Here is a 22,001-nt window from a genome sequence, read left to right on the forward strand (position 1 = left end):
CATGAGTGATATTAAATTGGCAGAAGCACCTCCGGGAGTACAAGGATCGGGCTTTTTTGCGACCACTTTAGATAAAGCAATTGGGTTGGCCCGGGCAAATTCATTGTGGCCGCTGCCGTTTGCAACCTCTTGCTGTGGGATTGAATTTATGGCGACGATGGGGTCTACGTATGATTTGGCGAGATTTGGCGCAGAACGGCCAAGTTTTTCGCCGCGGCAGGCGGATATGCTGTTGGTGATGGGGACGATCGCAAAGAAAATGGCTCCGGTACTCAGGCAGGTGTATACACAGATGGCCGAACCGCGGTGGGTGATTGCCGTGGGTGCTTGTGCCAGCAGCGGTGGCATTTTTGACACCTATTCGGTATTGCAGGGAATTGATGAGGTGATCCCGGTAGACGTATATGTGCCGGGCTGTCCGCCACGTCCCGAAGCCATCTTGGATGGCGTAATTCGTTTGCAGGAAATTGTAAAGAATGAATCACTGAATCGGCGTCAGTCGCCGGAATACAAAGCGTTGCTCGAAAAATACGGAATTAATATCAATGGCTAAACTCGATAACCAGGCTGTTTTGCAGCGTCTTCAAGATAGGTTTGCCGAACATATCCAAAACATAAGTGAACCTTACGGTTTGCTAACCATTGAAACGGATGCCACGCATATTTTAGATGTGCTTGAATTTCTGAAAACGGACGACGCATTGCAGTTTGGCTATTTAACGGACATCACAGCGGTGCATTATCCCGATTTGGATAAGGAGTTTGCAGTGGTCTATCATGTACACAGCTGGGTTAACAACGTGCGTATCCGGATTAAGGTGTTTCTGGATGGAAAGTATCCCGCTATCCCGACCGCGACAGTGCTGTGGGACGGCGCCAACTGGATGGAGCGCGAAACTTATGACTTTTTCGGGATACAATTTGTAGGGCATCCCGATTTACGTCGCATATTGAACGTGGACGACATGGAGGTGTTTCCCATGCGCAGGGAGCACCCCCTGGAAGATCCGAACAAAGTAGATAAGAAAGATTATTTCTTCGGCAGATGAGGTTTTACGATGAGCAACTCGATTTCAAATATATCACCCAATAAGCCTGTTTTCAACGATAGCGGGTCGCAGGATGAGCTTTTTACGCTTAACCTCGGGCCAACGCATCCGGCAACACATGGCGTGTTTCAAAACGTATTGCAGGTCGATGGCGAGCGCATTGTGAGTGGTGTGTCGACGATCGGATATATCCATAGGGCGTTTGAAAAAATCGCCGAGCGCCGGCCTTATTACCAGATTACGCCGCTCACAGACCGACTCAACTATTGCTCATCTCCCATCAATAACATGGGATGGCACATGACGGTCGAAAAACTGCTGGATATCGAGCTGCCCAAGCGGGTACAGTACATGCGGGTGATTGTGATGGAGCTTTCGCGTATTGCCGACCACATCATCTGCAACGGTATATTGGGCGTGGATACAGGGGCTTTTTCAGGGTTCCTCTACGTCATGCAGGAGCGGGAGTTTATCTACGAGATTTTTGAAGAAATCTGCGGAGCACGGCTCACCACCAACATTGGACGCATCGGCGGGTTTGAGCGTGATTTCAACGAAACAGCATTTGCCAAGATTCACGAGTTCCTGAAACGTTTCCCGCCGGTGCTGAAAGAATTTGAAGAGCTTTTCAACCGGAACCGGATTTTTGTCGATCGCACTGCCAATGTAGCCGCGGTGGATCCGGAAACGGCACTCAGCTATAGCTGGAGCGGCCCGATTTTGCGGGCTACAGGCGTGGACTACGATGTACGCGTGAATGAGCCGTATTCGTCTTATGAAGAATTTGATTTCGACATCCCTGTCGGCACGAAGGGTGACGTATATGACCGCTTTTTGGTGCGTAACAATGAGATGTGGGAAAGCCTGAAGATCATCGAGCAGGCGTTGGATAAGATCGCGAAGGAGCCTAAAGGGGTTTTCCACGCAGATGTCCCGGACTTTTACCTTCCGCCCAAAGAGCAGGTGTATAACAATATGGAGGCGCTGATTTACCATTTCAAGGTTGTGATGGGTGAGGTCGATACGCCGAAGACCGAGGTTTACCATTGCGTTGAGGGCGCTAATGGCGAGCTGGGCTTTTATCTGATCAGCGATGGGGGCAGATCGCCTTATCGGCTGCATTTCCGACGGCCGTCGTTTGTCAATTATCAAATGTATGCGCCCATGAGTAGCGGAATGTTACTGTCAGACGCCATCATCAACTTAAGTAGCTTAAACATTATAGCAGGAGAATTGGATGCTTAGTGTGAAAAATAATGAGCCCGTGGTGTTCACGGAAGAGATGCTGGGCAAGTTCGCTGAGATTGTGGCGCGCTATCCAAAAGGACGCCAAAAGTCTGCACTCCTGCCGATTTTGCATGAGGTACAGGCAAAATACGGCTGGCTGAGCGTGCCGGCGATGGATAGCGTGGCGGCGTATTTGCAGTTGGAACCCATAGAAGTGTATGAAGTGTCTACATTTTACACCATGTTTTTTCTCCAACCGCAAGGCAAGTATGCGCTGGAGGTATGCCGGACCGGCCCATGCTGTTTGGTAGGTGCCGAGCGTATCATGAAGCATATCGAAAGCCGCCTGGGGGTGAAAGAAGGCGAAGTAACGCCTGATGGCTTATTTAGTTGGCGGGGTGTTGAGTGTTTGGCTGCATGTGGCTACGGGCCGGTATTGCAGATAGGTCCGGAGTACACATTTTATGAACACCTTAGCGAAGAAAGCGTAGACAAATTGATTGAGGAATTAAAGGAAAGGGCGTCAGCTGGCGGCTGAATGCCGACAGCTGACTTCCTATAGCTGACGATTATGGCTCGAAAGTTATTGTTGACACATATCGATGTACCGGGCATCAACACCTTTGAGGTATACCGCCAGAAGGGCGGATACCGCGCCGTGGAAAAAGCGTTGAAAACGCTGACCCCTGAGGAGGTGGTGGAAGAGGTAAAGAAATCCGGCCTGCGTGGCCGCGGTGGAGCTGGCTTTCCTACCGGGATGAAGTGGAGCTTTTTGGCTAAGCCGGAAGGGGTGCCCCGTTACCTGGTGTGCAATGCCGACGAGTCCGAACCGGGAACGTTTAAAGACCGCTATTTGATGACCTACATCCCCCACGCCCTGATCGAGGGGATGATCGTGTCAAGTTATGCGTTGGGGGCCAATACTTCCTACATCTACGTGCGGGGGGAAATGATGCCCCAGATCCGGATATTGGAAAAAGCAATCGCCGAGGCTAAGCATGCCGGCTTTCTCGGTAAAAATATTTTGGGAACCGGATATGATCTGGAAATGTATGTACAGCCTGGCGGCGGGGCATATATTTGTGGTGAGGAAACGGCCTTATTGGAATCACTAGAAGGTAAACGGGGCAACCCTCGCATAAAGCCTCCTTTTCCCGCGGTGTCTGGTCTTTATAATTGCCCCACGGTGGTAAACAATGTCGAATCCATCGCCGCGACGGTACCCATCATCAACGATGGGGGCGAGGAATACGCCAAAATCGGCATCGAGCGCAGTACTGGGACCAAGCTGATATCCGCAGGTGGAAACCTGAATAAACCGGGAGTTTATGAAATCGAATTGGGCCTTCCCGTGGAAGAGTTTATTTATTCCGATGAATATTGCGGCGGAATAGCCAATGGCAAACGCCTGAAGGCAGTAGTTGCCGGTGGGTCTTCGGTTCCCATTTTGCCTGCTAACCTGATACTGAAAACCGCAAAAGGTGAGCCGCGGCTGATGACCTACGAATCGTTGGCCGATGGCGGTTTCCAAAGTGGTACGATGCTGGGTTCGGGTGGGTTTATCGCTTTTGATGAGGACCAATGTATCGTGCGTAACACCTGGAACTTCACACGGTTCTATCACCATGAAAGCTGCGGGCAATGCTCGCCCTGCCGGGAAGGAACAGGGTGGATGGAGAAAGTGCTGCACAAGATCGAACACGGCCATGGATCACTAAGTGATATCGACTTATTGGTGGATGTGGCCAAGAAAATTGAAGGGAACACGATCTGCCCGCTCGGTGATGCTGCTGCTTGGCCGGTGGCCAGCGCGATTCGCCATTTTCGCGATGAATTTGAATGGCACGTGACCAGCGGACAGGAAGCTCAGGTTCGCAACTATGGTTTGGCACATTATGCCGACCCGCTGGAGCCGGTGGCGTAAAGTAAGAGAACGAATTTAATTAGGCCGAACGCTGATAGCTGAACGCCCAAAGCCGATGGCTGAACGCTGAAAAAGATAGCTGAAAAAAGATGGCTGAAGAAAAATTTAAGGTAAGTATTGATGGTATCCCGGTGGAGGTTGAACCGGGAACAACGATATTGAATGCCGCGCGCTTGATCGGTGGGGATATCGTACCTCCCGCCATGTGCTACTACTCGAAATTGAAAGGTAGTGGCGGCAAATGCCGGACTTGCCTGGTCAAGGTAAGCAAGGGCTCTGAAAAGGACCCGCGCCCCATGCCCAAGTTGGTCGCTTCGTGCCGCACTACGGTAATGGATGGTATGGAGGTGCTTAATGTCACCTCACCGGAAGTGCTGGAAGCACGGCGCGGCGTAGTCGAAATGCTGTTGATCAACCATCCGTTGGATTGCCCGATCTGTGATCAGGCGGGGGAATGCCACTTGCAGGACCTGAGTTATGAACATGGAGCGGCCAATACCCGCTACGAGTTTGAGCGACGGACATTCGATAAAATAGACATTGGAGACAAAGTGCAGTTGCACATGACGCGTTGTATCCTGTGCTACCGCTGCGTGTATGTGGCCGATCAGCTGACTCCGCAGCGTGTGCACGGTATCTTGGGCCGCGGAGATGCAGCCGAAATTTCAACGTATATTGAAAAGACCATTGATAATGAGTTTTCGGGTAATGTGATTGACGTTTGTCCGGTGGGAGCGTTGACTGATAAGACGTTCCGATTTAAGAATCGCGTGTGGTTTACCAAGCCCGTAGAAGCACATCGCGATTGCCCGACATGCAGCGGTAAAGTAACCTTGTGGCACAAGGGAGAGGAAGTGCTGCGGGTGACAGCTAGAAAGGATGAATACGGTGAAGTGGAAGATTTCATCTGTAATACCTGCCGTTTCGATAAGAAGGCTACCTCAGACTGGGTCATTGAAGGCCCCCGTAAGGTGAAGCCTACTTCGGTTATTTCCGCAAACCACTACGAGCAGTTGAACCCGCCTCCGGTGATTAAGAAAAACTTGGCGCTGCAGGCAGCCAATAAGGAGCAGCTTGAGCGCGCGGAACGGCTTTTACCGTAATGATATGATAAAATACCAACGTCCGTCGTCCAAAGTCTATTGTCTTGTGTCCGTTGTCTATTGTCTTCTATTGTCTAACATATGGAATTAGCATTCGTTATAGAAAAAGTTTTACTGGTAAGTCTGATCTTCGTCATTACGCTGGTAATCGCGATGTATTCGACCCTGGCTGAACGTAAAGTGGCCGGCTTCATGCAAGATCGCTTTGGACCGGACCGGGCGGGGCCTTTCGGTATTTTACAGCCGCTGTGCGACGGTGGGAAATTTTTCTTTAAGGAGGAAATAATTCCTGCAGGTGCGCATAAGACGCTGTTTATTATCGGCCCGACGATTGCCATCATTACCGCCTGTATCGGAAGTGCCGTCATACCGTGGGGGCAGGAGTTGGTGATCGGTGAACGGGTTATTGAGTTGCAGGTGGCCGACATTAATGTGGGGGTGCTGTACATGTTTGGCGTAGTGGCGCTGAGTGTATACGGCATTATGCTGGGAGGCTGGGCATCCAACAATAAATTTTCCTTGATGGGGGCGGTACGCGCGGCTTCGCAAAGCATCAGCTATGAAATTGCGCTGGGACTTTCCCTGATCGCTTTGTTGATGATCACCCAATCGCTGTCGCTGAAGGAAATTGTTGCGCAGCAAGCGGGGTTCGTCAATTGGAATATCTGGGTGCAGCCTTTGGGCTTCCTGATTTTTCTGGTCTGTGCGTTTGCTGAATGTAACCGCGTACCGTTTGATTTGCCCGAATGTGAGACGGAACTGATCGGTGGGTATAACGTGGAGTATTCGTCGATGAAGCTTGGACTGTTCATGTTTGCCGAATACATTCACATGTTCGTTTCTTCGGCTTTGATGGCCGCCCTGTATTTCGGGGGCTACAATTTCCCGTTTATGTATGACCTGGGATTGTCGCAAAACTGGATCACCATCATCGGTGTACTGGTGTTTTTTGCCAAGATATTTGCGTTCATCTTTTTCTTCATGTGGATCCGTTGGACCCTTCCCCGCTTCCGCTATGACCAATTGATGAACTTGGGATGGAAGATGCTGATCCCGCTTGCAATAGCCAATATCGTGTTGACAGGGGTCATCACCTTGATTAATGATACATTTTTTTAATGAACTTTGGGATAAATAGGGAGGCAAGATGCAGTCGTTAAGCAATAGGAAAAAGGTATTGGAACAGAAGCCCATGAATTTCTGGGAGCGGATTTACCTTCCGGCAATTTTCAAAGGGCTTTCCATTACCATAAAACACTTTTTCAAGCGTATCCCGACGGTACGCTATCCGGAAGAACAGCGCCCGTACTCGAAAAATTTCCGTGGATTGCACTCGCTTAAACGCGATGAGCAAGGGCGGGAGCGCTGTACGGCGTGCGGACTGTGCGCGCTATCATGTCCGGCGGAAGCCATAACCATGATTTCGGCGGAACGTCAGAAAGGCGAAGAGCACCTGTACCGCGAAGAGAAGTATGCCGCGGTGTATGAGATCAATATGCTGCGATGCATTTTCTGCGGACTGTGCGAGGAAGCCTGTCCGAAGGAAGCCATCTACCTGGATGGGCCCCACGTGACCGCGGATTACGTGCGCAAAGATTTTATTTATGGTAAGGACAAATTGGTTGAACCCCGGTTTGATTATAAAGAAAAACAAGAAACCACAACCTAATGAGCGTTTTCTATTTCGTAGCTTTTCTTTCGATATTCTTTGCGCTGATGACCATTTTTACCAAGAATCCGGTGCATAGCGTATTATATTTGGTAATCACTTTCTTTACCTTTACCGTGCATTATATTTTGTTAAATGCGCAGTTTTTGGCCGTGGTCAACTTCATTGTGTATATGGGTGCCATTATGGTGCTGTTTCTGTTTGTATTGATGCTGCTCAACTTGAATAAAGATACCGAGCCACTGAAGTCTAATTTGGTAAAAATCATGGGGGTGATAGCCGGCATGTGCTTGGTGGTTACCTTGGCCGGATCGTTGCGTGTGCTGGAAGTATCCGAACCCATCGCACTAAAGAATCCGGACATCGGTTTGGTGGGCAACCTGGGCAAGGTGTTGTTCAGCGAGTTCCTGCTGCCATTTGAGCTCTCGTCAATTTTACTGTTAACCGCCATGGTGGGGGCGGTATTGCTGGGCAAAAACGATCCTAAAAAAACATAAATGGAGACAGTCGTACAAAATATACAGGGCGTACCGCTAAATCATTACATCCTTTTTTGCAGCCTAATTTTTACCATCGGTGTCATCGGCGTGTTGATCCGTCGCAACGTCATTATCATCATGATGTCTGTGGAATTGATGCTCAATTCGGTGAATCTGCTGTTGACCGCTTTTTCGGCGCACAGTGGCGACCCGTCGGGACAAGTATTCGTATTTTTCATCATGGCCTTAGCCGCGGCAGAGGTGGCGGTGGGGCTGGCCATCATCGTGATGGTATACCGCAATACGCGATCGGTAGACATAAACGCGCTGAATCGGCTGCGCGGGTGACGGAGACTTGAGGACAATTTGAGGATTTGAACTACTACATAGAAGCATGATAGATTTAATCTGGTTGATTCCATTGCTGCCACTGGTTGGCTTTTTGATCAATGGACTCGGTAGGAACGTGTTGCCAAAGTCACTCGTCGGTGTGATCGGCAGCGGGGTGGTGCTGGTCTCCTTTTTGTTGAGCTGCGGCGTCTTTTCGGTTGTCTATGCGGCTCGCCAAGCTGGAGAATCGGGCGCGTTTACCCAATCTGTTTTTGAATGGATCAGCGCGGGTGATCTGCGTATTGCCCTTTCATTTTTAGTTGATCCGCTGAGTGCCGCCATGCTGCTTATCGTTACCGGCATCGGGTTTCTCATCCATGTGTATTCCATTGGATACATGAAACATGATGCTGGATTCGCTAAGTTTTTTGCATTTCTGAACCTGTTTATTTTCTTCATGCTGTTGTTGGTGCTCGGATCCAACTACATCGTCATGTTTATCGGTTGGGAGGGAGTAGGACTATGTTCGTATCTGCTGATCGGATTCTGGTTCAAAAATTCGTCCTATGCGTCTGCAGCCAAGAAGGCGTTCGTAATGAACCGTATCGGCGATCTGGGCTTTCTTATCGCTGTGTTTCTGATATTCGCGACCTTCGGAACATTGGAGTTTTCGGGGATATTTCCTCAGGCGGCCAATATGGTGTCCGGCGATGCGACGTTGTTATTGATCACACTGCTGCTGTTTGTGGCAGCTACCGGTAAGTCTGCACAGATTCCCTTGTTTACCTGGCTTCCGGATGCGATGGCTGGGCCTACGCCGGTGTCTGCACTTATTCACGCAGCGACAATGGTTACGGCAGGAATCTACATGATCGCCCGGTCCAACATTTTATTTACACTGTCGCCCGTTACCCTCCAGGTAATCGTTGCCATCGGTATTTGCACAGCATTCTTGGCAGCAGCGATAGCGGTTTCACAGAACGACATCAAGAAAGTGCTTGCTTATTCAACTGTTTCTCAGTTGGGGTATATGTTTATGGGGCTTGGAGTGGGTGCCTTTACAGGAGCGTTTTTCCTGGTAGTCACGCACGCCTTTTTTAAAGCGTTATTGTTCTTGGGGGCAGGATCGGTGATCCATGCGATGGGCGACGAGCAGGATATGCGGAAGATGGGCGGCCTGAAGAAGGCGTTGCCGGTGACATTTATGACGATGCTAATCGGTACAATTGCTATTGCCGGGATTCCACCTCTTTCCGGGTTCTTTGCCAAAGATGAAATTTTACTGCATGTATACGGCAGCAATAAGCTGATATGGGTAGTCGGTTTCATCGGAGCGATGTTTACCGCATTTTATATGTTCCGGATGTTATTCCTTACGTTTTTCGGACAGTTTAGGGGTACCGCCGAACAAAAAAGCCATTTGCATGAGTCGCCAGCAACGATGACGATACCGTTGATCGTGTTGGCTGTATTGGCGGCAATCGGAGGCCTGCTGAATATACCGGCCGCGTTGGGGGGGAGCCATGCGCTGGCTGATTTTCTCGCCCCTGTCTTTGCGGATTCTCTGGCAAAGACCGGCGAATTTCATATGGAGCACAGCACAGAGTATCTCCTGATGGCTGCGTCCGCTTTGGTGGCATTGGCGATGGCACTCGTGGCCTATAGGCAATACGTGACCAAAGCAGCGGTTCCGCCTGCGGATGAAGCCGCGCGCGGATTGTTGGCCCGGCTTTCTTACCGCAAGTTTTATGTTGATGAAATATACGATACGCTGATCGTGCGTCCGTTAAATGGTTTAGCGGTTTTCTTTTACCGAACGGTGGATAAGTTGGGGATTGATGGGATAGTCAACGGCCTTGGCAGAGCCGTGGGTGAGTCGGGCAAAGGCGTCCGGCTGCTGCAAAGCGGAAACGTTGGGTTCTATATTTTTATGATGGTCATTGCCGTGGCGGCGATCGTTGCCTACGGTATTTTTAACGGTTAATCGAGACGAAGTTATATCGCGTACATGGACAATCTATTTATACTTTTGTTACTTCCGGTCCTTGGAGCAATAATGCTCGCCTTTGTAAAGCAGGCAAGGACAGCCCGACAGCTGGCGTTGCTCGTGTCACTGGTGTCGCTTGGGCTGACAATCCCTTTCTTGCTGAACTTCGTGCCCGATGCGAGCATGCAGTTCGAGCAGCGGTTTGCTTGGATACCATCGCTGAATATATATTTCCACATCGGTATCGACGGCATCAGCCTGCCTATGGTTTTGCTCACGAATGGTCTGATTCCGCTCATCATCCTGACGTCCTTTAGCTATAATTACAAAGGAGGCTTTTATGCATTGGTGCTATTTATGCAAGCAGGGATGTTGCTCACCTTCACGGCACTGGATGCCTTTGCGTTTTATGTAGGTTGGGAAGTGGCGCTGATACCGATTTACTTCATCTGTGCGCTGTGGGGCGGGGAAAACCGCATCCGGGTAAACCTGAAGTTTTTCATCTACACGTTCCTGGGCAGCCTATTTATGTTGGCGGCGATTATTTACCTGCACTTGCAGGTGCCCACCGACGACTACCAACTGACGTCGTTTTACCAGTTGGCCTTAGACGCCAGCACACAGCGCTGGATCTTCTGGGCGTTTTTTCTGGCTTTTGCGATCAAGATGCCTATTTTCCCATTTCACACTTGGCAACCGGATACGTATACGGAGGCTCCGGCAACAGGAACCATGCTGCTTGCGGGCATCATGCTGAAAATGGGGGTATATGGCGTAATCCGCTGGTTGATTCCGGTTGCGCCATTAGGTTTTGCTGCTTATGGGCAGTTAGCCTTGATTCTTTGCTTGATTGGTGTGGTTTACGCGTCTATAATTGCGTTTAAGCAGCAGGATGTGAAGCGGTTGGTGGCTTATTCGTCCATCGCCCACGTAGGATTGATCGGCGCAGGTATCTTTGCGTGGAACGTACAAGGTCTACAGGGAGCCATTATTCAAATGGTCAATCACGGGATAAGCGTTGTCGGCCTCTTCTTTGCGCTGGATATTGTTGCCCGCAGGGTGGGTACGCGCGATATGGCGGCCATGGGCGGCATCGCCAAACCTGCTCCGGCTTTGGCCATCTTGTTTTTGGTGATTGTGATGGGGGCTGTGGGACTGCCATTGACCAACGGATTTATCGGCGAATTCTTGCTGTTGCTCGGTGTGTATGACTACGGCATCTGGTACGCGGTTTTTGGAGGACTCACCTTGATTTTAGGCGCGGTTTACATGTTGCGGCTATATCAAAAGGTGATGCTGGGCGAGGTGAATGAACGGACCACGACTTTTGGAGACGTCAAAGGGACAGAGTGGCTTGTGCTTTCCATTATCGTGGTGTTGGTTATCGGCATCGGTATTTTCCCTAAGCCGCTGTTGAACCTTTCGGAAGCTGCGGTCACGGAGTTGATAGATAAAGTAGGGGTGATAAATAAATACTAAAGAAGCTTACTAAAACATGAGTGCGATCATTACGCTGACTTTATTGGCTATACTGGTGTTGTATCTGGGACTGTTTAGAGCCCGGAACACGCTGCTGCCTGTTTCTTTGTTGGGCTTACTGGCTGCCGCAGTGCTTTATGTGGTACAATGGGGGGGAGAGGCTGAGCCCTTGTACAGTAATATGGTGTTGTTTGATCATTATGCCATAGCGTTCTCCGTATTGTGTATCTTCATAACCGGATTGGTGCTCTTCCTATCACGGGATTATTTTGATGCGGCCAGTACACATATTGCCGAATACTATGCGCTTATTCTATTTTCGCTGACTGGAGCGCTGCTTGTGGTATCCTTCCATAACCTGGCAATGCTTTTCATCGGGATTGAAATTATGTCTGTGGCGCTTTATATCCTTGCGGGTATACGGAAGAAAGATTTCGCTTCGAACGAAGCCGCTTTGAAGTACTTTTTAATGGGCGCGTTTTCTACGGGGTTCTTATTGTTTGGAATTGCCCTTTTGTATGGAGCGAGTGGCTCTTTCGATCTGGCTGCGATAAAAGAGTACGTTGTGGCCAACCCACAAACTATTTCTCCGTTGTTTTATGCCGGCATCTTACTGCTGATTGTGGGCTTGGCCTTCAAGGTGGGCGCGGCGCCTTTTCACTTTTGGACGCCCGATGTATACGATGGTTCGCCGATACTGATCACTACGTTTATGAGTACTGTGGTTAAGACGGCGGCGTTCGGCGGCTTCTTGCGCCTATTTTATTTCTGCTTTGTGCCCCTGCAGGACTTTTGGATGCCGGTTCTGCTGGTGATAACGGTGATTACCCTTTTCGTGGGCAACATCACAGCCATCGTACAACAGAGCTTTAAGCGGATGCTTGCTTATTCGAGTATCTCACACGCGGGATATATGCTGTTTGCTATTGTTGCTATTGGCTCGGCTTCCGCGGAATCCATTCTGCTATACGCCGGCGCTTACTCCTTGGCATCCGTTGTTGCTTTCGGTTCGTTGATTTTGGTAAAGCGGGCAACAGGAAGCGATCATTTTGAAGCGTTTAACGGCCTTGCAAAGAAAAACCCTTACCTATCGCTTGCGCTTGCTGTGGCTATGCTGTCCTTGGCGGGAATTCCGCTCACAGCTGGATTCATTGGTAAGTTCATGATGTTTTCCGGTGTGCTGGCTGATTACCAGATCTTGTTGATCGTCCTTGCAGTTATCAACGCTGCCATGGGTATTTTCTATTATTTCCGGGTTATCGTAGCAATGTATTTCCGGCCGATGGACCGCAATCCAATTGTTATGCCGGGTGAATATAAGACGGTGCTACTTGTGGCCGTGCTGGTTACGCTGCTTCTAGGTGTGTACCCGGCGTGGCTGATCGGTTTAATGTAATAATCTCTAGTCATATTTTTGAGAGGTCGTTTCGCTGTTACTAACAGCAGCGCTGTGGTATGCCCGACGCTTGTTGCAGGCAAACTATCGGCCGTTGGCTTTACAAAAAAAACCGTCCCGATGTTACTCGGGACGGCCGCCCCAATGGGGTTAGGGGCTATCAACCTAAACCTGTTTACATCATTGCCAAAACGATGCCAAACTTTTCAGGTTCTGAAAATCATATTAATTTTTTCACATTTTTTTTCGATCGTGCATTTTCTGATCGTTAAACTGGTTTCTCGGACGCTACCTTATGCGCGGGATTCACTGGCCAGCGGTTTTGTTGAACGCAACCGGAACATTGCTCGCAAGCGCCATATTTTTACTTACACGTGGATTATATTTGCATGTGGCCGCTGATATGCCTAAGTTAGCGGCACATTGTTCTATGCTTAACATCAACACTATGACGTTTTTCAAAAAATGTATTGTCGCGGTTATTGCCGTGGGTTTCTTGGCTTGTCCTACGGCCGCTGCTCAAGGTATATTTGACCGGTTAAAAAAGGCGGTGAACGAAGGCCGCGGCGATAAGGAAGCGGACGGCAGCAGGCGCAACGTTGACTTATCGGGACTGTCTACTACGGAAGTTTCCGGTGCGTTGAAAGAGGCGCTAAGTATCGGAGTGAGAGAAGGGATACAAAAGCTCGGCGCGGAAGACGGCTATTTTAGGAATGAGCTGGTAAAGATTTTGTTGCCGGAGGAGCTTCGAAAGGTGGATGCCACGCTGCGTCGCGTTGGATTGGGAAAACTAGCGGACCAAGGTTTACTACTTTTGAACCGGGCGGCTGAAGATGCAGTGCAAGAAGGTGCGCCAATTTTCGCTAATGCCATCACATCCATGACGTTTGACGACGCCAAAAATATCCTACTTGGCGACAGCGTTGCAGCAACCAGCTATTTGATGGGAAAGACATCCGAACAACTGTTCGCCGCCTTTAAACCGAAGGTAGAAGGTTCTCTGGGCAAAGTCGGCGCCGACCGTGTGTGGGGGCAGCTGATTAGCCAATATAATGGGCTGACCAGACAGTCGATTGAAACCGATCTGAATGCGTATGTCACACACGAAACCATCAACGGAGTATTCAAGATGGTGGCTGAAAAAGAAAGTGACATACGGGACAATTCGCTATTCCGAACCACGTCGCTGTTAAAGAAAGTCTTCGGCGCGGTTGATTAACGAGTTTACATCTTCTTTTCGGTGCCGGGGAATGGCTATCTTTGCCGCCATGAACGATAAGCTAATGGCCAGTAGCGGCGGAAAATGTGAACTATGCGGAAGACAAGCAGAGGTGGCAGTGTACCGCTTGCCACCTGATGATCGACGGGGAAACGATGTAGTGGTCTGTCAATCGCTCATCGCGCAAATTGAAGGTAGCGAACCACTTAAGCCCGATGATTGGCGCTTTCTTCCCGAGGCGATGTGGAGCGAGATACCAGCCGTGCAGGTCCTCGCGTGGCGCATGCTCAATCGCCTAAAAGGCGAAGCCTGGGCCGCAGAAGCGCTTGATGTACTCTATCTTGACGATCAAACGCTCGAATGGGCCAAGGCGGCGGGTGAGCAATCGGAGCCGGTCGAAGCGATTGTGCATAAGGACGCCAATGGCAACGTCCTTAACAATGGCGACTCGGTAGTGCTTACGAAGACCCTAGATGTAAAGGGCAGTAGCCTGAGTGCCAAACTTGGCACAGTGGTCAGAAACATCCGATTGGTGGAAGACAATCCCCAACAGATAGAAGGAAGGGTTGATGGGCAGCTCATTGTCATCCTCACACGGTATTTGCGCAAACAACATTAGCTTAGGCTAAATCGGATATCGCATGAAAATAAGTAAGGGCAGACTCCGATATCTGCCCTTTTGGCCGCTGAATGCATCTACGACGAAATATGCAGACCGTATAGGTTATGATATCATGGCTTGTAATGGTAAACGGCAGTCTGTATCACACTGCCATCTTCATCCTTTATGGTTGATGAGGTTGGGTATCCCCCGGCATCATATTGGTATTCCTCATTCTGCGTTACGGTGCCCAAACCAGCAAGGACTATCGTGCTTTCAATGATTTCGTTTTCGCTGGAGAAAACCGAAAATAAATCTGGAATAACCAGGTATTTAAACCGTGCCGCGCTGAACGGGGACTTTTTAGTGCCATATTTCCAGGTTAGAACAAGCTCCCCGTCTCCGGTCAAATAGGTGACTTTAGTGAGATTGTTGCCACCATACGTCAATTCATAGACAGCTTCATAGCCGGCTTCATCAGCAAAATTCAACTTGGTGACCTTGCCATTGGATACTTCATAGGTAATTTCTGTTTCCAATACCTCCTCGGGTGTTTCCGGGTTGATCAGTTTTGAAGTGGCACGTACCGGTTCGCCCGCGCTATTATACGTGATTTCGAAGTTTTGCTTTGTCCCTTCGGACTCGATTTCAAATGTTGAAGGGTTGTCATTATCGCCATAAGTCACCTTGCAATGATAGCTGTCTTCTTGACTGTGGTAAGTTACCAATCGGTTTTTATCATCATAGGTTAGCGAGTAAGTTACCGATTGCCCATCTTCGGTGACAACAAAACGTTGAAGATACCGAGTGGCTCCCGCAGCGGAGTTGTCGGTTTTGTCTTTTTTGCAACCCGCAATTAACGCGGCGAACATGAGCCCAAGCACGAATTGATTTTTCATCTGTTTATTCATTTTATTAATACCAATAATTCCTGACATTCGGGCAAAAGTAGGCGCTTAATCCCATCGATTTTTGCATGGCTATACCAAACGATCCATTTGCGTAGTTTTACGGTTAGCAGCTTAGTTTATCGCAAAGAGGCCTTTTAAACTATCCTGTTAAACACCCGTTAAAAACAGCCTAAAAGCTAAAACATTAGTTCTTTGATGATAGGCATATAGTTCCGCCCAACATTGATTTCGACCGCGTTAGGAAGTGCTACAAAAAGTTTGCTGATGTCGCGGTATAGCTCTTGAATATAGTCGATATTAACAATGTATGACCGATGGATGCGGATGAAAGATTGTGGGTTTAATTTCCGTTCTATATGGCCGATACCCTTCATGCTCAGGTAGGACTCGCCGTTGACTGCGTAAATCCAAGTATAGTCCTTGTCCGCTTTTAAGTGAGTAATTTCGTTGACCGGAATGCTGGTCAATCGTTTCCCCTTTTCTACCAAAATGCGTGAGAAATAGCTGGTATTCGGAACGTTTAGATAATCAGGTTTGGCCAGAAGCCCACTCCGCAGTTCCGATCGTTTCAGCGCCGATGCCAGGCGTTCGGCCGTAATCGGCTTAAGCAGGTAGTCCACGGCATGGTATTCAAACGCTCTTACGGCATATGCAGGCGAGTCGGAAAGTAACACGACGGGGGGTGTATGAGCCGCTTGATCGAGAACATCGAATCCGTTTTTTCCGGGTAGCTCTACGGCCATGAAGACCAAATCCGGTTGCAAAGCGTTGAAGTACCGGAGCGTTTCCAGACCATTACAGCATTCCCAAAATACGCCAGGGCGCCCAAAGCTTTTGATCAGAAGTTGAAGCCTTGCCCGGGAATCAGGATCTTTGTCGGCAATAAGTAACGTCGGTTTTCCCATAATGATGTCTTTTCGTTGGAGAACAAAATTAACACAGCGTAATGCCGTGTTCAACTGACGTATGTCAGAAATTGCCCCGGTCGAGATATTTTTCTATTTTAGAGGCGGAATGAGCTGAAAACGACGGCGTTTATCAATGGTACCACGAAAACTATTTCAACATGTTTGTGTCTTTGCCCAACGATATCAGGTATTCTTTACACCCGCAGAATATAACCTTATCGCCACCCACACGCAACACCGGATATTGCCTCCGCATACGATTATCATGGAGCAGGGCAAGGTGGTCAATACCTTGTATTTCCTGAATAGCGGTATCGCCCGTTTATATCGGATCGAAAAAGGGATAGATCACACATTGGGTATCGTTTCCAACAACTACTTCTTATCCACGCCGTTATATCTCCAGAGCGGGCAACTATCCACCTGCGCGCTGGAATCGCTCACCGAGATCGATGTTCTCGTGTGGGACAGAGCAAGTGCAACGTCGCTGAAAGAGGCAATACCAAGGATGTACGACATGGAGTTGGCCATCATGGATCGGTTGCTGAACTGGCTGCAGGACAACCAGATTGATGCGATCTGCATGACGGCGGAAGAACGATATAAGAAAATAATGGAAACCCAGCCGGAGGTGATCCAGCAGGTGCCCCTGAAGTATATCGCTTCGCTTTTGGCGATTCACCAAGACAGCCTAAGCCGGATTCGGAAATCCTTCGGCCAGAAATAGGTCAAATCAGCCCCCGGAGCAGGGCCTCTTTCACCAGTCCAGCTGCCGTTTTAATATTGAGCTTCTGGTTAAGGCTATGTCGATGCGATTCTACCGTACGCACGCTCAAGAACAGCTTATCGGCGATTTCCTGGTTGGAATATTCATTGGCAATCAACGTCAGGATTTCGTTTTCACGCTTAGTAAGTTTAATCGCTACCGATGTGCGTTTGCCCGAAATGGTCTGTTCCAGGATGGCCCGTTCGATCTGGCGATCCAAAAATTGTTGACCTTCATATACTGTGCGGATGGCGTTCAACAGGTTGTATTTATCGGTACCTTTCAGGAGATAGCCCCTTGCTCCGCTGCGCATCATTTTCTTTACGTAAACGACCTCGTCGTGATTCGTGAGCGCAATAATGGGCAGGGCAGGATGTTGCTTGAGGATGGCCGCACACAATTCGATCCCGTTACGGTCTGGTAACTCGATATCGAGTAATAAGACATCAGGTAGCTGGCACTCCAGTTCGGCCATCAGCTGTTTGCCACTGCCCGCGGTAAATAGAATGGGGCAATCCGTTTCATCGCTCAACATATGAGCTAGTCCGCTCACAATCAACGAATGGTCGTCCACGATTCCAATGGTAATCATAAAGGCTTTTTCCTAACGTTTATGCAAATTAAAGCAAATTATTATTGCACTGTATCCGTATCATTACTTAAATTGCGCTATCCGGTATACTGCGCTTCAACTCCAGCACCGGCAGATTGCACTACCTTGCCTGTATCGATTTCGATGTAGATGGACGTCCCTTTTCCCGGAGCGGAGTGTACTTCTTGGCTGCCGTGCAGCAGCTGTATCCTGGAGGCAAGGTTTTTCAACCCAATACCGGTCGCCTTCCGGGTTTTCGGATCAAAGCCCTTTCCGTTGTCCTCGATAGTAATGGAAAGCCGCGGGCCTTCGCCCACAAGTTGCACGATGCCTTCCGTAGCCTCCGCGTGTTTTACCATGTTTGCCACTGCCTCCTGTATGATACGGTAAAGCAAGAGTTCGGCATTTTTACCCAGTTTCGGCAACTCGCCCACCACATAACATTCCAGCTGCATGCCCGGATGGTTCACTCGTCGGCAAAACTCTTGTACGGCATGCTCAAAACCTTCGTCGAGGATGGCTTCAGGTGCAAGATTATGGGAAATATTGCGTATTTCCTGCACGGCGGTTTCGATCAGCTGGCCAAGCATGCTATTTGCATACGGATCCTGTTCTTCCATTGCATTGATGCGAAGTTTCGCAGCCGATAAGATGCTAGCCACGCCGTCATGCAGCTCACGCGCGGTTCGCGCTCGTTCGGTTTCTTCGCCCTGAAGCTGCGCTTCCAGCAGACGATTTGCTTGCTCCGTAGCCTCGGTTTTAAGCTTTTGCCGGCTGATAAGCCTGTTGAAAAGCAGTGTCAAGGCCAATATCGCGACCAGCAAGATAGATAGAATTACCCACGTGTTCTTGCGCTCCAGCTCGCTTCGCTGCCCGCTGATTTTGAGGTCACGCTCTGCCAGTGCCCTTTCTTTTTCAGCTGTTTGGTACTTCACCTCGAGCTCTTGGATCGTATGGTGGGTTTCTTGATTGCGCAAGGAGTCGTTGATTTTTTCGTATTGCTTACGGAATGAAAGGGCTGCTTTGTAATCCCCCATGCCTTCCTTGATTTCTGCGCCCGATAAGTACAATTCAATAAGTTGAGGTTTAGCAAGCTCCTTTTCAGCAATGGCGAGTGCTTTCTCAAAATACACGTCGGCTTGCGCATGCCGACCCATTTCTTTGTATACCGAAGAAATTCCGCTTAATATATATACTTCATTGCCGGGTGGTGCCTTCTTTAAAAGCCTCTGCGCCTTTTGGTAGGTATCGAGCGCCAGTTGATACCGTTTCTGCCGGCGATAAATGTCACTTAAGTTTGAGTACGCTCGCAGCTCCATCTGCACATCACCGAAGGACTGCCCGATGGCCAAGTATTGTAAGCCGTGTTCCTCGGCATCGGTCAGTCGATTTGCCATGGCCTCTGCCACCATCACATTGACCAAACTCCTACCCATGGCTAATGTATCTTTCAGCTGTTCTGCTATTTCGAATGCCTTCCAGGCATAGCTCAGTCCTTTGTCGAGATCGTTCATGTCAAGCAGTAACGAACTCAGGTTGTTGTAGTATTTTCGGCGATCCGATAAGTCTTTCTCGGAAGGTTCGACGATTTCTGCTGAAATTTCCAAGGCCTTCATCAGGCTTTCCGCGGCTTGCTGCAATTTTCCCTGCGCTTGGTATTGTAAAGCCATGTTATTGTAACCCGAAGCGGCCCGTTGCCTGTTGTTGAGCTTCAGACTGAGTGCCAATAATTCTTTCGCGACCGCTAACGCTTCCTCATACCGGATCTGCTCATATAAGAAAGCGCTGTAGTTGTTCGTGTAGGCCAACCGCCCATTATCAAAGTCAAGTTTTTCGGCAAGCGTTCCAGCTTGTTTGAAGTAGTACTCCGCAGAGTCAGCCTCTCCCCGCTGTTGTTTTTCCTTCGCAACATCGATCAGGCTATAAACGCGGGTAGTATCGTGTCTGGCGGTCTGTCCCCTGGCCCCGGCAAGTAGAAAAATCGATAAGCACAGAAGCGTAAACGGTTTCATTGGCGCACGTCGTTCGCGTAAAATTACTCAATAGACGTAACGATGGTTCGGAATGTTACAGCTGGTTAGATCTTCTTGGATTTTAGGGTAGTGCGGATCGTGTGCGTCCCTTTGGAAGATTGGTGGTTTGTTATTAATACAATTTGACTTGCCGATGCAGACGCTAAGCGGGCTTCAACAGGTTTGCCGCCGTCGTATTTCTCAAAAAGCAGTGTCTTTGTCGTCGGGTCATACGACCAAGTTCCGGTTTCCTCTTCCTCTTCTTCGTCCGCTTCGCAACTTGCCGAACCCCGGGAGGTTAAGATGGTGCCGTCGTCTAGGTAGCGGTCGGCATCGTCTCGCTCGCAGGGCGGTATCAATATCAGGAGGTCTGTGTCCGGCTTTCCGTCCATATCTACGTCAAGGGCTGGCTGGATGGTAGACGATGCAACCACCCAATAATGACTGCCGAAAGGCGATTCCTGCACGGTGGTCATAGGGATGCTTTCCCAAGCCCCCGCTCCAATGGCGATAGACGTTATGGATATGAGTAAAACCCGTAATGCAATTGTCTTCATTTTATTTATATTTTTTTCATCACAAAAGTATGCAGCAACGCGATTGCAGTTTTCATCATAACCACGGAACGTCAAAATTCAGTAGTAGTTCGCAGAAAAAGGCTTTGTTGACGGTCGGTTTGAGTAGTACTACTTAAATGCTTTTTCCGGCATAACTTCGATGAACAGGGTGTAACCGGTCCTTTACTTTTGCGTTGACATGAATACAATCTTAATTGCGGACCCGGAACCGATGTTTCGCCTGCAAATCCGACAACATATTGGTAGTCGTCCAGGATTCCGTGTGGTTGGCGAATGTGGCAATCAGCATGAAACCATCCGCTACGTCAATGCACTGGAGCCAGATGTTCTTTTTCTGGACGTGCAGTTGGGAGGCGGTAAGGCGTTTTCTTTGATTCAGCAAGCCGATCACCTGCCTAAGATTATTTACACTGCTCAGAGCGAGTTACACGCTTTACAGGCGTTTGATCATCAAGCTTTGGATTACTTGCTGAAGCCGTATGGTGGTGCGCGGCTGGACGCTGCGTTGCAGCGAGTGACTGGTCGGCCCACAGCGGATAGTTTGCCGGACAACGCCTTTGCGGCTCAATCCTATCGTAAAAACCTCTTTGTTGGAGATGGCGTCCGCTTGCAATGTATTGCGGTAAACGACATCCGGTACCTCAAGGCTGCAGGCGACTACACCGTAGTGTATACGGAACAGGGGGAGTTCCTGAGTTCCTCGGGTATCGGGAATATCGAACGGAGATTAGACCCTACATTATTCATCCGGGTGCATCGGTCATTTATAGTCAATGTAGAACGTGTCGATGCCTGCTACCGGGATATCGGCAAGTTGTATTTGGTTATGAAAAACGGACAGGAAATCAACGTTGGCAAGCGTTACCTAAATCATATCAAGTCATTAATCTTGTAAGGGCAACATGTGGTGGTTGCAAGCAGGAGAACAAGCTCAATGAGAAAGGCCATGTGCTGGTCGGTATAAGCCTACGCAAAGACACCGATACCCCGATTACCGCTCCCAATAATATTCCAGTTTCATGCAGTTGTCACAATGCTCCGCAATCCGGGGCTTAAATTGTAGATCGTATTCAGCTGCAAATTCATCGTCCGAATTCCATCGCCTGAATTCAACAGGTTTATTTTGATAGGTCGCACTCAGTTTATAGCGGCCTAAAGGAATATCCTTGATGTGATAAGCATCATCTGCTCGCCGGCGTATTACGTCGCCCGCACTGCCGTCAATGAGCGTGCCTACTGGCGTGAAGACGAAATCAATTGCGGTTTCGTCAATGTAGACTCCGGGAAAGTTGTCAATGGTCACCAACCCGCCGTAAATGCCGGATAACGGTTGTGGCATGGTACCGGATAGCTTCCATACAAAGTTCCGGACCCCGCCCTCCCCGCCGAATCCGGCAGAATTCTCCGGGTGGAGATACAACGAAAAACTGTTGCCCTGATAGCTAACATTATGTGTAGCAAAGGCATACCACGAGCCACTCGGCAACTTAATTTTATACCTGCCCTCAGCATCAGTATATGTCGAGAGATTGGAGTTAAAGAAAATACTGTTGTCCACGAGGATGCGTACGCCTTCCAGCGGATTGCCGGCCTGGTCCTTTGCCGTCCCGCTTAGGTAGCCGGCCTGCGGCGAGCCGTTGCCATCGCCTTCGGCCCCACCTTTGGCCTTTGAGCAGTTGGTAAGCGACTGAATGATCAGGCCCAATACCAGCATAAAAAAAATCCATCTGATATGCGTCCTTATTTGTTTCATATCGGCTTTTTTTGAATG

Annotated in this window: 23 protein-coding genes; 17 read left to right on the plus strand and 6 right to left on the minus strand. The window is 49.2% G+C overall.

Features of this window, described 5'->3' with window-relative positions; translation table 11 throughout:
* Nucleotide 1: 1 nt before the first annotated feature.
* From ACFOET_RS00145 to ACFOET_RS00215, 15 genes are all read left to right on the plus strand, one after another.
* Nucleotides 2-553: an NADH-quinone oxidoreductase subunit B gene (locus tag ACFOET_RS00145; RefSeq protein ID WP_379018296.1), complete on the plus strand. Its 552-nt coding sequence runs from the start codon at nt 2-4 to the stop codon at nt 551-553.
* Nucleotides 546-1,049 carry an NADH-quinone oxidoreductase subunit C gene (locus tag ACFOET_RS00150; RefSeq protein ID WP_379018298.1) on the plus strand — a complete coding sequence of 168 codons (504 nt, stop codon included), beginning with the start codon at nt 546-548 and terminating at the stop codon, nt 1,047-1,049. The genes ACFOET_RS00145 and ACFOET_RS00150 overlap by 8 nt, the downstream gene beginning before the upstream one ends.
* A gap of 9 nt (nt 1,050-1,058) precedes the next feature.
* A complete protein-coding gene (locus tag ACFOET_RS00155) occupies nt 1,059-2,294 on the plus strand; it encodes an NADH-quinone oxidoreductase subunit D (RefSeq protein ID WP_379018300.1) in 1,236 nt (411 codons plus the stop codon).
* Nucleotides 2,287-2,814, plus strand: coding sequence for an NADH-quinone oxidoreductase subunit NuoE family protein (locus ACFOET_RS00160; RefSeq protein ID WP_379018302.1), 528 nt, complete (start codon nt 2,287-2,289; stop codon nt 2,812-2,814). Before ACFOET_RS00155 ends, ACFOET_RS00160 begins: the two co-directional genes overlap by 8 nt.
* 33 nt (nt 2,815-2,847) lie before the next feature.
* Complete coding sequence (gene nuoF / locus ACFOET_RS00165) at nt 2,848-4,200, plus strand: NADH-quinone oxidoreductase subunit NuoF (RefSeq protein ID WP_379018304.1); 1,353 nt, start codon at nt 2,848-2,850, stop codon at nt 4,198-4,200.
* Nucleotides 4,201-4,289: 89 nt separating this feature from the next.
* Nucleotides 4,290-5,303 carry a 2Fe-2S iron-sulfur cluster-binding protein gene (locus tag ACFOET_RS00170; protein WP_379018306.1) on the plus strand — a complete coding sequence of 338 codons (1,014 nt, stop codon included), beginning with the start codon at nt 4,290-4,292 and terminating at the stop codon, nt 5,301-5,303.
* An 81-nt stretch (nt 5,304-5,384) separates the two neighbouring features.
* Nucleotides 5,385-6,422, plus strand: coding sequence for an NADH-quinone oxidoreductase subunit NuoH (gene nuoH / locus ACFOET_RS00175; protein WP_379018308.1), 1,038 nt, complete (start codon nt 5,385-5,387; stop codon nt 6,420-6,422).
* A gap of 28 nt (nt 6,423-6,450) precedes the next feature.
* Nucleotides 6,451-6,972, plus strand: coding sequence for a NuoI/complex I 23 kDa subunit family protein (locus ACFOET_RS00180; RefSeq protein ID WP_379018310.1), 522 nt, complete (start codon nt 6,451-6,453; stop codon nt 6,970-6,972).
* Nucleotides 6,972-7,469 carry an NADH-quinone oxidoreductase subunit J family protein gene (locus ACFOET_RS00185; RefSeq protein ID WP_379018312.1) on the plus strand — a complete coding sequence of 166 codons (498 nt, stop codon included), beginning with the start codon at nt 6,972-6,974 and terminating at the stop codon, nt 7,467-7,469. Before ACFOET_RS00180 ends, ACFOET_RS00185 begins: the two co-directional genes overlap by 1 nt.
* The gene (gene nuoK, locus ACFOET_RS00190) at nt 7,470-7,799 is read left to right on the plus strand and encodes an NADH-quinone oxidoreductase subunit NuoK (RefSeq protein WP_379018314.1); all 330 of its coding nucleotides are present in this window, start codon (nt 7,470-7,472) and stop codon (nt 7,797-7,799) included. It begins immediately after the preceding gene.
* Between the two features lie 46 nt (nt 7,800-7,845).
* Nucleotides 7,846-9,765, plus strand: a complete 1,920-nt coding sequence (gene nuoL / locus ACFOET_RS00195; RefSeq protein ID WP_379018316.1) for an NADH-quinone oxidoreductase subunit L — start codon at nt 7,846-7,848, stop codon at nt 9,763-9,765.
* A gap of 24 nt (nt 9,766-9,789) precedes the next feature.
* The gene (locus ACFOET_RS00200; protein ID WP_379018318.1) at nt 9,790-11,247 is read left to right on the plus strand and encodes a complex I subunit 4 family protein; all 1,458 of its coding nucleotides are present in this window, start codon (nt 9,790-9,792) and stop codon (nt 11,245-11,247) included.
* A 16-nt stretch (nt 11,248-11,263) separates the two neighbouring features.
* Nucleotides 11,264-12,643, plus strand: coding sequence for an NADH-quinone oxidoreductase subunit N (locus ACFOET_RS00205; RefSeq protein WP_379018320.1), 1,380 nt, complete (start codon nt 11,264-11,266; stop codon nt 12,641-12,643).
* Between the two features lie 448 nt (nt 12,644-13,091).
* Nucleotides 13,092-13,862, plus strand: coding sequence for a DUF4197 domain-containing protein (locus ACFOET_RS00210; RefSeq protein WP_379018322.1), 771 nt, complete (start codon nt 13,092-13,094; stop codon nt 13,860-13,862).
* Nucleotides 13,863-13,911: 49 nt separating this feature from the next.
* Entirely contained in the window at nt 13,912-14,481 is a 570-nt protein-coding gene (locus tag ACFOET_RS00215; RefSeq protein WP_379018324.1) for a PhnA domain-containing protein, read from the plus strand.
* 113 nt (nt 14,482-14,594) lie between these two features.
* Here ACFOET_RS00215 and ACFOET_RS00220 read toward each other — a convergent pair whose 3' ends face one another.
* Both ACFOET_RS00220 and ACFOET_RS00225 read right to left on the minus strand, forming a co-directional pair.
* The gene (locus ACFOET_RS00220) at nt 14,595-15,362 is read right to left on the minus strand and encodes a hypothetical protein (RefSeq protein WP_379018326.1); all 768 of its coding nucleotides are present in this window, start codon (nt 15,360-15,362) and stop codon (nt 14,595-14,597) included.
* Nucleotides 15,363-15,550: 188 nt separating this feature from the next.
* Entirely contained in the window at nt 15,551-16,279 is a 729-nt protein-coding gene (locus ACFOET_RS00225; protein WP_379018328.1) for a LytR/AlgR family response regulator transcription factor, read from the minus strand.
* 136 nt (nt 16,280-16,415) lie between these two features.
* Here ACFOET_RS00225 and ACFOET_RS00230 point away from each other — a divergent pair, with 136 nt between their 5' ends.
* Nucleotides 16,416-17,009 carry a Crp/Fnr family transcriptional regulator gene (locus ACFOET_RS00230; protein WP_379018330.1) on the plus strand — a complete coding sequence of 198 codons (594 nt, stop codon included), beginning with the start codon at nt 16,416-16,418 and terminating at the stop codon, nt 17,007-17,009.
* Nucleotide 17,010: 1 nt separating this feature from the next.
* On the opposite strand, the gene ACFOET_RS00235 is transcribed toward ACFOET_RS00230, so the two are convergent.
* The 3 genes from ACFOET_RS00235 to ACFOET_RS00245 all read right to left on the minus strand — a co-directional run bounded on the left by ACFOET_RS00235 (nt 17,011) and on the right by ACFOET_RS00245 (nt 20,209).
* Nucleotides 17,011-17,640 carry a response regulator gene (locus ACFOET_RS00235; protein ID WP_379018332.1) on the minus strand — a complete coding sequence of 210 codons (630 nt, stop codon included), beginning with the start codon at nt 17,638-17,640 and terminating at the stop codon, nt 17,011-17,013.
* Nucleotides 17,641-17,717: 77 nt separating this feature from the next.
* Complete coding sequence (locus ACFOET_RS00240) at nt 17,718-19,652, minus strand: tetratricopeptide repeat-containing sensor histidine kinase (protein WP_379018334.1); 1,935 nt, start codon at nt 19,650-19,652, stop codon at nt 17,718-17,720.
* Nucleotides 19,653-19,717: 65 nt separating this feature from the next.
* Entirely contained in the window at nt 19,718-20,209 is a 492-nt protein-coding gene (locus tag ACFOET_RS00245) for a hypothetical protein (protein ID WP_379018336.1), read from the minus strand.
* 199 nt (nt 20,210-20,408) lie between these two features.
* Between ACFOET_RS00245 and ACFOET_RS00250 the strand changes: the two genes are divergently transcribed.
* Complete coding sequence (locus tag ACFOET_RS00250) at nt 20,409-21,125, plus strand: LytR/AlgR family response regulator transcription factor (protein ID WP_379018338.1); 717 nt, start codon at nt 20,409-20,411, stop codon at nt 21,123-21,125.
* Between the two features lie 96 nt (nt 21,126-21,221).
* On the opposite strand, the gene ACFOET_RS00255 is transcribed toward ACFOET_RS00250, so the two are convergent.
* Complete coding sequence (locus ACFOET_RS00255; protein WP_379018340.1) at nt 21,222-21,983, minus strand: carboxypeptidase-like regulatory domain-containing protein; 762 nt, start codon at nt 21,981-21,983, stop codon at nt 21,222-21,224.
* Nucleotides 21,984-22,001: the final 18 nt, after the last annotated feature.

The sequence above is a fragment of the Parapedobacter deserti genome, assembly GCF_042646065.1.
Lineage (GTDB): Bacteria > Bacteroidota > Bacteroidia > Sphingobacteriales > Sphingobacteriaceae > Parapedobacter > Parapedobacter deserti.

Coding starts and splice junctions, on each gene's coding strand:
- ACFOET_RS00185 (WP_379018312.1), top strand. CDS start 6,972: ATGAGCGTTTTCTATTTCGTAGCTTTTCTTTCGATATTCTTTGCGCTG.
- nuoL (WP_379018316.1), top strand. CDS start 7,846: ATGATAGATTTAATCTGGTTGATTCCATTGCTGCCACTGGTTGGCTTT.
- ACFOET_RS00240 (WP_379018334.1), bottom strand. CDS start 19,652: ATGAAACCGTTTACGCTTCTGTGCTTATCGATTTTTCTACTTGCCGGG.
- ACFOET_RS00170 (WP_379018306.1), top strand. CDS start 4,290: ATGGCTGAAGAAAAATTTAAGGTAAGTATTGATGGTATCCCGGTGGAG.
- ACFOET_RS00250 (WP_379018338.1), top strand. CDS start 20,409: ATGAATACAATCTTAATTGCGGACCCGGAACCGATGTTTCGCCTGCAA.
- ACFOET_RS00220 (WP_379018326.1), bottom strand. CDS start 15,362: ATGAAAAATCAATTCGTGCTTGGGCTCATGTTCGCCGCGTTAATTGCG.
- nuoK (WP_379018314.1), top strand. CDS start 7,470: ATGGAGACAGTCGTACAAAATATACAGGGCGTACCGCTAAATCATTAC.
- ACFOET_RS00255 (WP_379018340.1), bottom strand. CDS start 21,983: ATGAAACAAATAAGGACGCATATCAGATGGATTTTTTTTATGCTGGTA.
- ACFOET_RS00200 (WP_379018318.1), top strand. CDS start 9,790: ATGGACAATCTATTTATACTTTTGTTACTTCCGGTCCTTGGAGCAATA.
- ACFOET_RS00155 (WP_379018300.1), top strand. CDS start 1,059: ATGAGCAACTCGATTTCAAATATATCACCCAATAAGCCTGTTTTCAAC.
- ACFOET_RS00150 (WP_379018298.1), top strand. CDS start 546: ATGGCTAAACTCGATAACCAGGCTGTTTTGCAGCGTCTTCAAGATAGG.
- ACFOET_RS00215 (WP_379018324.1), top strand. CDS start 13,912: ATGAACGATAAGCTAATGGCCAGTAGCGGCGGAAAATGTGAACTATGC.
- ACFOET_RS00235 (WP_379018332.1), bottom strand. CDS start 17,640: ATGATTACCATTGGAATCGTGGACGACCATTCGTTGATTGTGAGCGGA.
- ACFOET_RS00205 (WP_379018320.1), top strand. CDS start 11,264: ATGAGTGCGATCATTACGCTGACTTTATTGGCTATACTGGTGTTGTAT.
- ACFOET_RS00210 (WP_379018322.1), top strand. CDS start 13,092: ATGACGTTTTTCAAAAAATGTATTGTCGCGGTTATTGCCGTGGGTTTC.
- ACFOET_RS00160 (WP_379018302.1), top strand. CDS start 2,287: ATGCTTAGTGTGAAAAATAATGAGCCCGTGGTGTTCACGGAAGAGATG.
- ACFOET_RS00145 (WP_379018296.1), top strand. CDS start 2: ATGAGTGATATTAAATTGGCAGAAGCACCTCCGGGAGTACAAGGATCG.
- ACFOET_RS00230 (WP_379018330.1), top strand. CDS start 16,416: ATGGTACCACGAAAACTATTTCAACATGTTTGTGTCTTTGCCCAACGA.
- nuoF (WP_379018304.1), top strand. CDS start 2,848: ATGGCTCGAAAGTTATTGTTGACACATATCGATGTACCGGGCATCAAC.
- ACFOET_RS00245 (WP_379018336.1), bottom strand. CDS start 20,209: ATGAAGACAATTGCATTACGGGTTTTACTCATATCCATAACGTCTATC.
- nuoH (WP_379018308.1), top strand. CDS start 5,385: ATGGAATTAGCATTCGTTATAGAAAAAGTTTTACTGGTAAGTCTGATC.
- ACFOET_RS00180 (WP_379018310.1), top strand. CDS start 6,451: ATGCAGTCGTTAAGCAATAGGAAAAAGGTATTGGAACAGAAGCCCATG.
- ACFOET_RS00225 (WP_379018328.1), bottom strand. CDS start 16,279: ATGGGAAAACCGACGTTACTTATTGCCGACAAAGATCCTGATTCCCGG.